At 59.1% G+C, this 12,728-nt stretch carries 10 protein-coding genes and 1 pseudogene; 5 read left to right on the top strand and 6 right to left on the bottom strand.

The genetic code is table 11. From position 1 onward, the window contains the following. Positions 1-64: 64 nt before the first annotated feature. The 3 genes from HL45_RS00630 to HL45_RS00625 all read left to right on the top strand — a co-directional run bounded on the left by HL45_RS00630 (position 65) and on the right by HL45_RS00625 (position 1,480). Positions 65-511: a hypothetical protein gene (locus HL45_RS00630; protein ID WP_049969190.1), complete on the top strand. Its 447-nt coding sequence runs from the start codon at positions 65-67 to the stop codon at positions 509-511. 94 nt (positions 512-605) lie between these two features. After that, positions 606-698: a hypothetical protein gene (locus HL45_RS22025; protein WP_449267255.1), complete on the top strand. Its 93-nt coding sequence runs from the start codon at positions 606-608 to the stop codon at positions 696-698. Between the two features lie 5 nt (positions 699-703). Further along, positions 704-1,480 carry a DUF7089 family protein gene (locus HL45_RS00625; protein ID WP_049969189.1) on the top strand — a complete coding sequence of 259 codons (777 nt, stop codon included), beginning with the start codon at positions 704-706 and terminating at the stop codon, positions 1,478-1,480. Between the two features lie 63 nt (positions 1,481-1,543). On the opposite strand, the pseudogene HL45_RS00620 reads toward HL45_RS00625, so the two are convergent. Together HL45_RS00620 and hemB are read right to left on the bottom strand one after the other, a co-directional pair. Beyond that, positions 1,544-3,140: pseudogene (locus HL45_RS00620) on the bottom strand (ammonium transporter); the annotation flags it as partial. A gap of 435 nt (positions 3,141-3,575) precedes the next feature. After that, positions 3,576-4,559, bottom strand: coding sequence for a porphobilinogen synthase (hemB, locus tag HL45_RS00615; protein WP_049969188.1), 984 nt, complete (start codon positions 4,557-4,559; stop codon positions 3,576-3,578). A gap of 152 nt (positions 4,560-4,711) precedes the next feature. Between hemB and HL45_RS00610 the strand changes: the two genes are divergently transcribed. Continuing rightward, positions 4,712-5,368 carry a DedA family protein gene (locus HL45_RS00610; protein ID WP_394324783.1) on the top strand — a complete coding sequence of 219 codons (657 nt, stop codon included), beginning with the start codon at positions 4,712-4,714 and terminating at the stop codon, positions 5,366-5,368. A 364-nt stretch (positions 5,369-5,732) separates the two neighbouring features. On the opposite strand, the gene HL45_RS00605 is transcribed toward HL45_RS00610, so the two are convergent. From HL45_RS00605 to HL45_RS00595, 3 genes are read right to left on the bottom strand one after another with little or no spacing between them, the layout of a single operon-like run. Next, positions 5,733-8,417, bottom strand: coding sequence for a TRAP transporter permease (locus HL45_RS00605; protein WP_049969185.1), 2,685 nt, complete (start codon positions 8,415-8,417; stop codon positions 5,733-5,735). Next, positions 8,414-8,926 (bottom strand): DUF1850 domain-containing protein, encoded by a 513-nt coding sequence (locus tag HL45_RS00600; RefSeq protein WP_049969182.1) that lies wholly within the window; start codon positions 8,924-8,926, stop codon positions 8,414-8,416. The genes HL45_RS00605 and HL45_RS00600 overlap by 4 nt, the downstream gene beginning before the upstream one ends. Beyond that, the gene (locus HL45_RS00595) at positions 8,898-9,938 is read right to left on the bottom strand and encodes a TAXI family TRAP transporter solute-binding subunit (protein WP_049970030.1); all 1,041 of its coding nucleotides are present in this window, start codon (positions 9,936-9,938) and stop codon (positions 8,898-8,900) included. The genes HL45_RS00600 and HL45_RS00595 overlap by 29 nt, the downstream gene beginning before the upstream one ends. A 181-nt stretch (positions 9,939-10,119) precedes the next feature. Here HL45_RS00595 and HL45_RS00590 point away from each other — a divergent pair, with 181 nt between their 5' ends. Continuing rightward, positions 10,120-12,162 carry a S9 family peptidase gene (locus HL45_RS00590; RefSeq protein WP_049969181.1) on the top strand — a complete coding sequence of 681 codons (2,043 nt, stop codon included), beginning with the start codon at positions 10,120-10,122 and terminating at the stop codon, positions 12,160-12,162. Between the two features lie 312 nt (positions 12,163-12,474). Here HL45_RS00590 and HL45_RS00585 read toward each other — a convergent pair whose 3' ends face one another. Then, positions 12,475-12,690, bottom strand: a complete 216-nt coding sequence (locus HL45_RS00585) for a DUF7569 family protein (RefSeq protein WP_049969180.1) — start codon at positions 12,688-12,690, stop codon at positions 12,475-12,477. Between the last annotated feature and the right edge of the window lie 38 nt (positions 12,691-12,728).

The following is a 12,728-nucleotide window of genomic DNA, read 5'->3' as shown; positions in this document are numbered from 1 at the left end:
AGCCACTCAAACAGCACGCGATACCAGGGACGTGATCTTTGTCACTTGATAGCTCAGCGACTGTATGAATCCCGTCGAAGAACTCGCACAAAACTTGCTTTCGGAGTCGAAGGCATACGGCTACACACTGATGATTTGGGGCGGTGGCGCGATACTGATGAACCAGTACGGGTCGTCACGCATTCTCGAAATTTTCCTCTACGTCGTCGGTGCGTTGGTCGCGTTCGGGGCGATGGCCAGTATCGCGTTCGATGACCTCTTCGAGGACATCGATTCGAATCCCAGCGGGAGACTCATCGCGGCATCCATGGTTCACGTTGTCGCTACGTTCGGCAATCTCCTGTTGAGCTATAGCATTGTCGCGGCTCTCAACCCGGGATTTCCAGCGAACTGGGTGTTTCTCGCCATCGGATTTCAAGGGACACTCGTCTACAATCTGCTGTTGCTCTTGGAAGATGGCGTTGCCCGCTTCGTCACGGTTCGGGTCGATGCTGTCGGTGTAAGCTCGTAAGTTCGTGAGTAGTTATTCACAGTTCTGGAGTGGAAACGAAGGGGTTTCACCCGGACTCGGCAGATTTTAAGCGTTCGAGTGGAAACAGTCGGGTATGAGCACTCCGACGAAAATCGTTATCGGCACTGTTGGACTGACGGCGTTGGCCGCAGTTGCAGTCATCCTCAACCTCTGGTTCGTCGCCTGAGCGCGATGTTCAGTCAACGAACGCTCCCCGAGGATGTGGCGGCGGTTCGAGACGAACACGCGCCCGATACGCTCGTCCTCGACTGCAACCGGGATTTCGAGACGCTTCCGGTTCCGGCGCGCGACGACCTCGCGCTTCTGACCGACGAAATCCGTCCGTTCTCTGCAGCCGACGAGTGGCTACCTGACGACGCGCCCGAACTGCTGCGGCGATTCGCCGGAACTGACCTCGTGGTTGGCATGCCGGGCGACGGAAGTGTGGCGTGGACGCACCAAACGTCTCCACCTGTCGTCTTCGTCAAAGCACGAGTAGAGGGGTCACCAGAGGAGTTCATCGACTTTCTGCTCGCGGAGGCACTGGTCGAAATCGGACTCGACCTGCCCGAACAGTTCCTCGAATTTTTCGGTGAGAGATACCGGAAGTTCGCCGACGTGGTTCCGCTCAATTCCGGAAGTACGTACCAACTCGCCGTCGCGCTCTGTGACGCCTACAACGGACTTCATACCCGCGAAGCATTTACGGAGTGGCGCGAATCGTATCCTCGTTTGTTCGAAGCGTGGCAGGACGCTGGTGAACGAATCGAACCCCGGGTAGAAGGAATCTCCCGAGAAATTGCCACCGGTCGCACGGATTTCTCAGACGCCACGGAACTCGCCTGTAGCGCCATCAAACACGGCATCGAACCACCTGCGCCGTTTTCTGCACTAGATACACAGGCGTACCGTCATCACGGCGTCGATTATGCAATCAAATGGGCCGAAAAAACGCTAAATACTGAATAGTAGGGCGAAGGTTGCGAGAAGAAAGAGAGTCGAATTTTGTCGCTCTTGTTCTCGTCTCAGACGGCCTCTGTTACCCGTTCTCACCTGACAGGTTTCCCCGACAGGGACGACGAATATCTTCCCGTCGCCGGGTTCGCCCGTGTTTGCGGCTTCGCGAATCGCCTCGATGACGTCGTCTGCGGGGATGTCCGCGACGACGCACTCGACTTTTACCTTCTGGTGTAAATCCACGACGTACTCCTCGCCGCGCCACTGGCCGAGTTTTGCGGGTTGACTGCCGCGGCCACTCACGTTCGTTACGCGAGACTCGGCGCGCCGATGTCAGCCAGCGCTCGCTTCACGTTGGTCAGTCTGTCCGGACGCACGATTGCGGTGACGAGTTTGATATCGCCGTCGTTGAGCAGAGAACCGCCGTCGGCGCGCAGGTGCTCGGCGGGAATCTCCGCGGTGTCGCCGACGCCGAATACCGAGCCAGTTGCGACGACTGTCCACAAACCGATGAGCAGGACGCCTGCGGTCTGCACTGCGAGCCCCGAGAGCACGGAACCGAGTCCCGCTCCCTGCCACGTTCCGACTGCGACGAACGGATAAGCCAGTGCTCCGAGAATCTCGGCAGACATGTGAACAGGGAACACTGCACACACGTCGTCGATGTTAAGGCGTTTTTCCACGAACTCGAAGACGAACGGGAGTTGTGCACCTGCAAGCAGACCGACCGCGAGTGCGCCGGGCCAGACGATGTCGTCGCGATTCCGGTAACGCCGACCAATCCGGCGAGCAGGCCGTTGGCGACGTACAAGGTGTCTACCTCACCGGTGCGAACCAGCGAAACGATGCTTGCACCGATTGCGCCCGTCGCCATTCCGAGCGTCGTGACGAGGGCGACTCGACTGACCGTTGCGAATGCGTCCAGCGAGAGCGCCCCGCCGTCTGCCGCGAACACCGTAGCCGCGGTGTCGACGTTGAACCCGAACCAACCGAACGCGAGGATGAGCGTCCCGAGGACGGCGAAGGTCACGGAATGGCCGGGGATGACGTTCGCACCGCCGTTCTCGTCGAAGCGACCGAGACGCGGCCCGATGACCCACGCGGCGGTCAATCCGGCGATGCCGCCCATTCCGTGAACGACCATGCCGCCCGCGAAGTCGCGGAAGCCAATCGTCGCGAGGATGCCGCCACCCCACATGAATCCGACGTCGACGGGGTAGATGACCGCCGCGAGCAGGACGGTGTAGCTCACGTAGGTGCGGAGTTTACAGCGCCCCGCGACGGCCCCGCTGACGATGGTTGCGGCGGTCATGGCGAACACCGCGCCGAAGAGCCAATCGACCCAACTGTTCACGCCGCTGGGTTCGAGGATTGCCGCGAACTCTCCGGCGACCGACCACGCTCCCGCTGCGCCGGTCAGGTAGCCAACGATGCTCGACAGCGCTGCACCCACGAGAAAGAAGGCGAGGACGCCGACGCTCCACGTCAGCAGGTTCTTCGTCAACTGGTTGGCGACGTTTTTCGAGCGCACCTGTCCGGCCTCCAGCATGGCGAATCCGGCGTGCATGAAGAAGATGAGGAAGGTTACGACCAACACCCACAGCAGGTTGACGCCCTCTGCAAGCACTTCGAGGGCGCTCGCACCCTGCGCCAGCACGAGTAACTCGCTCATTCGTCGTCCTCCTTCGTGTCTATCACGACGATATCATCTGGACAAATGTCCACGAATACTTAGTATTCTACGTTGTTTATTTTCTGCATCACGGTGTGACGCAACAGAGCTCTTGCTTATGACGTTAATCGTTGAAATATCCGTTTTTACTGCCGGTTGGGTGGCCGAACGACCAGCTTATTATCGGATACTATCTCCTTAAGGTTGTAATGTGGTCGAAAAACGACCATCCGAAAACTCGTTTCTGGACGCTCGTCCATCGACAAATCGGTCGCCATTGGACGACGGCACTCACCACGCCGAACTTAGTGCGCACGAGATTCACTCGCAAACCAGTGTGCATCCATCGATTCGACCGAAATTCGAATCACTGCTTCCCTCGATTATAGTAATTTTCGTTCGATTTCGCCCGATTACGAGGGCCGATGAACTCGTTTACGCGAGTTCGTCGGCGATGTCTTCCGCGAAGTAGGTGAGAATGAGGTCTGCTCCTGCCCGTTTCATTGACAGTAAGGATTCGAGCGCGGTTTCCTGCAAATCGAGCCATCCCTTCTCGCTCCCGGCGTGAAGCATCGCGTATTCGCCCGAAACGTTGTAGGCGGCGACAGGGTGGTCGAACTCCTCGCGGATGTCGCGGACGATGTCGAGGTACGGCAGTGCGGGTTTCACCATCAGTACGTCCGCACCCTGTTCCACGTCCAGTTCGACTTCCCGAATGGCTTCGCGCGAGTTGGCCGGATCCATCTGGTAGTGGCGCCGGTTTCCGAACGAGGGTGCGCCGTCCGCGGCGTCGCGGAACGGCCCGTAAAACGCGCTTTCGTACTTCGCGGCGTAGCTCATGATGGGAACGTCGGTGTAGCCCGCGTCGTCCAGTGCTTCCCGAATCGCGCCGACCATGCCATCCATCATGCCGCTGGGGGCGACCATCTCCGCTCCCGCCTCGGCGTGCGAAACCGAAATCTTCCGAAGGAGGTCTAACGTTTCGTCGTTTTTCACTGTGAGTCGGGGGTCGTCCGCGGCATCGTCTTCGAGCACGCCACAGTGGCCGTGTTCGGTGTACTCACAGAGACAGATATCGGTGATGACCGTGGCGTCCGTCTCGCTCGTGATTCGGCGCGTCGCTTCCTGTACCACACCGTCTTCGGCCCACGCGCGACTGCCGCGTTCGTCCTTCGATTTGGGAATCCCGAACAGCATCACGGCCTCGACGCCGGTTTCCAGTACTTCCTCGACGCGGGCTACGCACTCTTCGATTGGAACGCGCTCGTGGCCCGGCATGGTTTCTATCTCGACTCGTTCGTCCGTGGTTGCGTCCACGAAAACGGGTGCGATGAGGTCGCTGGCCGCCAGTTTGTTCTCGCTGACCAGTTTCCGGAGTCCGTCCCGGCGGAGCCGACGCGGGCGCTCGATTGGGTCCATACCGGTGCTATCGGCGGAACGGCCAAAACCGCGTCGCTCCGGGCGCAGGTCACAACGCATTTAGTATATCACGTCAATAGCCGTACCAGATGCAACTCGCCTCGCTCGTCGCAGTCGAGACGACACCTCTCGTCGGTCTGTTCGCCCTCTTGATGTTCGGTTTGGCGCTCCTCTCGGTTGGCTCCGGTTCGAACTCCCTCCGGAAGTTCCTCTCGGATTACGGAATTATCTTTCTCGTGGCCGGTGTTGCGGTTGCCGCGGTTGTCGGTATCTACCTCTTTTTGACCGGGGATGAGGAACTCGCAAAACAGTGGCTCGACCAGTACGGACTCATCGCACTCTTCCTTATCCTCATTTTGGAGGGCGCGATGTTGCTGTATTTCGCACCGAGCGAGAGTCTCGTTCCGTTCTCGGTGACCGTTCTCGCGTCTCCGGACAACATTCAAGCTATCGCCGTCATCATCTTCGTCGCCGTCATCGGCGCAACGACTGGCCAGTACGCGCTGTTTTCGCTGGCGAAGCGCGGCGGTCGAGAGTACCTGCTCGAAAAACCGTGGTTTCGCATCAGCGAGGACTCGCTCGACCGATTCGACGGCTGGTTCGACCGCTGGGGTCGCATCGTCGTCCCGGTCAGCAACGCCCTCCTGTTCACCCGCGGAATGCTCACCGTCCCCGCCGGATTCGCGGAAATGAAGGATTGGGAGTTCATCGTTCTCTCCGCGATTGGAACGCTGATTTTCCAGTCGTGGCTGGCCGCCTTTGCGATTTACACTATCGAACTCGGCCTGCTCGATTTCCTCCCATTCTGATTGCGCTCATTCTGATTTTCTCCCTCTGAATTTCCTTCCCACATTCTGACACCGATTTCACTTTTCGCTGACAATCGAACTCCTGTCGGAAAATCCCCGACGTAATCGAGTCAATATTGAAATTGACTTGGTTTTACCATAGCGATAGACCTAACACTCCTGAATGCGTACTTTCGAGTGCGTCCGCGTGCCGTTTGTCGCGTGCCATGCCATGAGCGCCGCGCGGACGCATCCTTTCGAAAACAGTTTTGATAGCCGAGGGTATTCGAAAAAGTTCAACGAATCCAGAACGACCCAACGCGGATTTCAGCGCCACTGGCGCTGAAATCCGCTTCGAAACCCGACTCGGCGACTGCGGCCAGTTTTAGGCCGCCTCCGTCGTTCCGCGCTCCTCGGCAGCTTCCCTGTCCGCCCGCCGCCGGTTTTTGAGCGCCAGCGCGCCGAAAGCGACTGCGCCGACCGCTCGAAGCAGGAGGTCGAACGAACCCGGTTCCACTGTCGGTAGACCGACCAACCCCAGTATGCTCGTCACGGTGTTGAACAGCAAGAGCGGAGCCATAAGCAAGAGTGCAGTTAGTGCGAACCACGCCCGGTCTGCCCTGCTCACGTCGGCGTAGAGATAGCCGATGACTGTTGCGCCGAGTGCGACGACGCCGACGAACACTCCCGCCACTGGAATCAGCACGTCGGGGACGAAATACCCGAGATTGGTTACGTCGTTCACGCCGATGACGCGAACCTCCTGTCCGGTTCCGACGCCGCGAAGGAGCAGGATTCCGGGCGTCAGCACGAACGCGAACGGAACAATTGCCTTGTTCAGTGAGAGCGAAAACGCCTCGACGCCCGTCTGGAACTGGTCGGATTTGGCGATTCCCGAAGCTGCGTAGGCCGCGACCGCCACTGGCGGCGTGATGTCGGCGATGACGCCGAAATAGAGAATGAAGAGGTGCGCCGACAGAATCGGAATCCCGAACCCTGCGATGGCGTCGCCGAGCATCGAAACGAGGATGATGTAGGTCACCGTCGTCGGCATTCCCATCCCGAGAATGATGGACGAAATCGCCGTAAGAACCAACAGCACGACGATCGAACCGCCGCTGACAGTTTGGATGAGCGCGGTGAGATTCGGTCCCAATCCGCTGACGCTGATGACGCCGGGAATGACGCCCGCCGCCGCAACCGCGATGACGACCGTCGTCGCAGTCCTCGCACCCGAATCCATCGAGGTGAGGACGAACCCACCGTACTGGAATCCGCGATTGTCCGCGAGTCGGGGTCGCCGAAGGACGTTCGCACCTTTCGCAACCGCACTATCGACTTGGCCGTCGAAATCGAGCAGTGGTGCGTCCGCGTGCGGGCGAAGCAAAAGCGTAACGAGACTCACGGCGAGAATTATCCACCCGAGTTGCCCCGCCACCACGTTGAGTGCAGCGAGCGGTGCGAGTCCCGTTCCTGTACCGCCTCCGCCCGCGAGCAGGGAAACGATACCGACGCCTGCGGTCACAAAGGAGGCGAACTGGAGCGCGGAAATTCCGACAATCGTTCCGACCAGCGGCACCCTCGAAGTTCGGTTGTAGGCCGCGATGAGTGCGATGAGTGCGGCGATGGCGACGAGGGTGTACCACGCCGCTCGCTCGATTGAGAGTCGTTCGATGATGAGATAGTGGAGGAGCAGAATTAGCGGGACGAGGTAGAACCAGCCGCGAAGAAGGTGGGGCCGAAAGCCCACGATTTTCGAGTCGGCTAAGCCACCGATGTTCTCCTTCGAGGCTTCCAGATGCACCATCACCCAGACGCCGAAAAAGAAGACGACCGCGGGAATCGCCGCGGCCATAATCACGTCGCGGAAGGGCGTCAGTGTGTACTCTACGATGAGGAACGCTGCTGCGCCCATGACGGGTGGAAGAATCTGCCCGCCCGAGGAGGCGGAGGCTTCGACGGCCCCCGCGAACTCCGGTCGATAACCGGAGCGTTTCATCAGCGGAATCGTGAAGGCTCCGGTCGTCACCGTGTTCGCAATCGACGACCCGCTGATGGTACCCATGAATCCCGAGGCGAGAATCGAGGCTTTGGCGGGACCGCCTTTTCGCTGTCCCGTCGCGGAGTATGCGAGTTCGATGAACCATTGGCCCGCGCCGCTCATCTCCAAAAACGCGCCGAATAGGATGAAGATGAAGATGAATCGGACGCTCACCGTCACCGGAATCCCGAACACGCCGTTCTCGGTGTTATACCAGAGGTTCTGAACGATGGAACTCCAGTCGAGTGGTGGAATCGAGAGGACGCCGACGATGGGTGCGTCGAGTGGAATCAGATAGCCCCAGCGGGCGTAGACGATGAACGACGCGACGATAATCATGAGATACAGGCCGAGGACTCGGCGAGTCGCTTCGAGCACGAGCAAGACGCCGAGTGCGCCGAGGACGAACGCGTAGGACGCTTCGTTTAACGGGATTCCGATTGCTGAAATCGCGTCCACGACGGGCGAGAGGAACGGATACACCTCCGAAGTCGTTCGTCCGAACCCGAGTCCGAGCGCGCGCATTCCGCGAATTTCGTCGAAATCCGTCAGCATGTACCAGACGGCTAGTATCGCTATCGCCATCATCACGAAATCGACCGGCGTCACTCGTCTTCTGTTGGGGTCAACCATCAGCCATCGGACGACCCGGCGCATGCCTGCGGCGACCCGGGTGACCGGACTATGCTCGCCGAATCGTTCCCGCAGTGCGGGAACGATTCGGCCGAGACGACGCGAGAGAAAGCCATTTCCAGTCGTCGTCGGAAACAGTAAAAACGACAGCAGCAGGGCAAAGATGACGTGAACCGCGTTGACCTGCAACAGTTGCAGGGCGGCGATTCGAATTTCACCGACCACAGGGAGCGTTACTTGAAAGATGAATCCCCGCGCCGCGAGCCATATCTGAAACGCAGAGAAGGTGATGGCGATTGCCGAAGCGATGACGGCAACCACCCCGCGAAGGTCACGTCTGTGTTCGAGTTCCTGAACGAGTTCTTCCTGTTCTTGCTCGCTTAGCGTGTCGCTCATGTCGGACACCGTTCGATGACGAACAGTTTGACCGATTCACCGCCCGAGAGTGCCGCGAGGTCGTACTGCTCGTCTCCGACTCGCAGTTCGTGATTCGCCACGTCCCCGGGTGCGACGGAAATCTGTGCGTAGCGCCCCGGCGGGTCGAAGACGAACCAACCGCTTTCGCTCGTCACGTTCGCGTTAGCCGGAAGTCCAGCGCCGTAGGATTGGAATCGCATTTCGGTCATCTCCAACTCAGCTCCATCCACGACGTACACGTCCCGAACCGGCGTTTTCTCGACGCTGTGCGTGTATGCGAGCGCAACCTGCGTTCCGTTTTCGACCGGCGTGACCAGTATCGGTTCGCCCGTCTCGACGTCGGCGACGACGAGGACTTTGTCGTTATCGTCGCCGCTCTGTGAACTGCTCCCCCCGACAGCACCCGCCGGAACCGCGAGCAGGAGGATTGCACACAGGGCGAGCGACAGTCGAGCAGTGTTACGAACTGTTGTTTCCACCTGCGTCATTGCCTCCTGACTGGTTCCCGCCAGTCTGATTTCCGCCGGTTTGGTTGCCACCTCCTGCCTGTGTCGTGGCCGGGCCGAAGATTTCCCGTGCGGCGGGATGGAGCGGAATGGACATCCCATCCAGTGCACTCTCTCGGTTGATGAACTGCTGTTTCAGGCTCAACTGGCCGGTGTTGTTGAAGATGGATTCTGTCACGCCTCGCACCGCGGCGTTCGGTTGGTCTTGGGTCGTCGCAATCATCGCCTGCACCGCGACGGTCTGAACCGGTTCGTTCTGTCCGGTGTACGTATTCGCCGGAATCGTGTCCTCCGCGAACCATTGGGCCTGTTGAAGGATGTTCTGCTGTGCTTGTCCGGAAATTTGCACGAATGCGATGTTGTTCGTCGTCGCAAGTTCCTCTATTGCGCCGACAGGCCAGCCACCGACGACGAATGCGGCGTCGATGTCGCCGTTTCTGAGTTGGTCTGCTGCCTGCGAGAACCCGGTATTCTGCTCCGTGAAGTCGTTTTGCTGGATGCCGACTGACTCTAAAATCTGAAGCGCGTTTACCTGTGTCCCGCTTCCGAGGTCACCCGTGTTGATGGTTGCTCCTTGGAGATCTTGTAGCGTCTCGATGTTGTTCCCCTGAAGCGTCACGACGTGAATCGTTTCGGGGTACAACGTCGCTACGCCCCGCAAGCTCCGTATTCTCGTTCCTTGGAACTCCTCGATACCAGTTCCGTTGTACGCGAAGAAGGCAACGTCGTTCTGGATGAGCGCGAAATCGGCGTTTCCTTGTGCGAGTCCGCCGACGTTTTCGACGCTCGCACCCGTTGACTGCACCTGTACGGTGTAGTCGGTGTTGTTCTCGATAATCGTCTTGAACTGGTTCGAAAGCGGAAAGTACGTCCCGCCGGTTCCGCCTGCGAACCACGTTAATCGCTGTTGTGCCAGTACAGTCCCCGAAAATCCGAGAAGCCCCGCTGCTCCCACGGTTTTCACAAATCTGCGTCGGTTGAGTTCCCCCACCATGGTTCTGACCTCTCCGTGAATGTTCATATAGCCAACCGACGCTTCGAAATCGAAATATCACGCTACCGTGGCGAAATCCCGCGATACCGGGCGGTAACGGGAAATGGCGATAGGAAACGCTTCCGTAACCCGAGTGTTTCGAATCGAAAGTATATTTTGCACTCGTTCCGAGAGACGGTGTATGGAAACGATACATGCCAACGAATATCACGATATAGTCAAAGCCAGCGACCCGCAGGTCGCCCCGGACGGCGAGCGAGTGGCGTTCGTGCGTTCCGTCCCGGAAGATGGTGAGGGGTACGAATCGACCATTCACGTCGTTCCGCTTGGCGGCGGCGAACCGACGCAATTCACCATCAGCGAAGGCGTGGACAGTAGTCCGCGATGGAGTCCGAGCGGCGACCGCCTCGCCTTCGTGAGCACCCGTGGTGCGGACGACGACCGTCCACAACTTTGGGTACTCCCGACCGCAGGTGGCGAGGCTCGACAGGTGACCGACGTTGCCGGTGGCGTCTCACAACTCGCGTGGTCGCCCGACGGAACGCGAATCGCGTTCGTCCAGCAGAGTACGGAGGACGACCGCGAGAAAGAGCGAGACATCTCCCTTAACGGCGAGGAGTACGAACCGGAAACGCCCGACCCGCGCGTCATCGACCGGAAAGTGTACCGAGCAGGCCAGCGGTACTTCGACGGCAAACGAAGCCACGTCTATACTGCTGACCTCGACGACGATTCTGTCTCCCGACTCACTGACGGCGATTTCGACTTTTCCGGCCCGGAGTGGGGCGACGAGACGACGCTCTACTACGGCGTCAAGCGCGAGGGCGACCCGGACGACAACATCATTGTCGATATTGTGGCCTACGACACCGATTCCGGCGAAGAGGAAACACTGTTTCAGACGAGCGGCTGGGGTGCGTCCATGGCGGCAACTGAAGACGGGCGAATCGCCTACGTCTACAGTCCCGAGGAAAACGCGACACTCCGCCAGTCGGAAATAAAACTGTTCGACCGCGCAACCGAAGAAACGGTCACACTCACCGAATCGCTCGACAGGACGCTCTCGAATCCACCGCAGTGGGACGCAGACGAGGAGCGCGTTTATTTCGGAACGCCCGACGAGGGCGACTACGTCATATGGCGAGTCGCTGGCGACGGAAGCGACGAACCCCAGCAGGTCGTCGGCGAGGGTCATATCACCGATTTCTCTGTCGGTGCCGATGCCATCGCCTACGCGAAATCCGAGTGGGACCATCCCGGCGACGTGTTCGTCTCGACACCCGGCGGGGCCGAAACCCACCGACTCACCCGTCTCAATGCGGAGTACTTGGACGAACGGGCGGTCGGGCAACCGGAGGAACTGTGGTTCGAATCGGACGATGGCACCGAGGTTCAGGGTTGGGTGCTGACGCCGCCGGATTTCGATTCGGACGAGCAGTATCCGCTGGTCGTGGAGATTCACGGCGGGCCACACTCGATGTGGTCTACCACCGGTACGATGTGGCACGAGTTCCAGACGCTCGCGGCACAGGGCTACGTCGTCTTCTGGTCTAACCCGCGCGGTTCAACCGGTTACGGCGAGGAACATATGGCCGCAATCGAACGCGGTTGGGGAACCGTCGATTACGACGACGTAATGGCGGGAACCGACGCCATCGCGGAGCGCGAGTACGTGGACACGGATAACATGTTCGTCACGGGCGGCAGTTACGGTGGCTATCTCACCTCGTGGATTATCGGGCAAACTGACCGATTCAAAGGAGCGGTCACACAGCGCGGCGTGTACGAACTCAACAGTTTCTACGGTTCGACGGACGCCTTCAAACTCATCGAGTGGGATTTCGACACGACGCCGTGGGAAGAACCGGAGTTCCTGTGGGAACGCTCGCCGATGGCGCACGTCCAGAACGTAACCACGCCGACGCTCGTCGTTCACAGCGACAACGACTTCCGCGTCCCGGTGAACAACGCGGAGATGCTCTATCTCCTCCTCAAGAAGAACGACGTGGAAACCCGACTCGTGCGCTATCCGCGCGAGGGCCACGAACTCTCCCGGAGCGGCGAACCCGGCCACGTCGTTGACCGATTGGAGCGCATCGTTCGCTGGTTCGACGGCTATTCCGATTACCACGAAGTGCCAACGGCGTTAGAGCGCGGCGACGACGGACTGTCCGCGGCGGAAGAAAACGGAGACGAAGAAACGGATAGCGAAGACGAACAGTGACCGAAGACAAACCGCGATAACTGTTGGCATAGGGTGGTACGTTTCGTCCGCGGCTTCGATACCGAAAAATCGCCCGCATGCGGGCGATTTTCACCCGAAACGAAGGGGTTCGACTGACGCTCAAATCTTTCTATCGGACAGTTGAGAAACCAATATTATACCGTCTGCTACTGCTCTCGGTGTTCATCCTGCAGTAACTGTTTCTCTACAGCAGTACCGAGCACTCTGTACTGTCCGGTGGTCGGTTTCACTAGCAACAAAACTTATCTCTTCCCGGTGCCCCCGTCCGTTTTCGACTCGAAAGAAGGGGGTTCAGTCCACGATGATTTCCGAACCGCTGTTCTCGGATTCGTGCGTCGGTTGCATCTCGCTTTCGTAGCGGTCTATCCAGTCGGCAAAACATTCGGGACAGAGTCGTTGGCTGTCGATTTGTGAACGGTCAACCGTCAATCGAATCGTTCTGGCGAGAGCGTCCGTCAGTGGTTCTTGACAGTCGTCACACAGTTCCGGTTCGTCTTCGTCGCTCATGCGCGGTCAATGTGACGCAGGATATATAAAACTCGTTG

The organism is Haladaptatus cibarius D43, from assembly GCF_000710615.1.
Lineage (GTDB): Archaea > Halobacteriota > Halobacteria > Halobacteriales > Haladaptataceae > Haladaptatus > Haladaptatus cibarius.
This window is presented reverse-complemented; position numbering and strand designations above follow the sequence as displayed.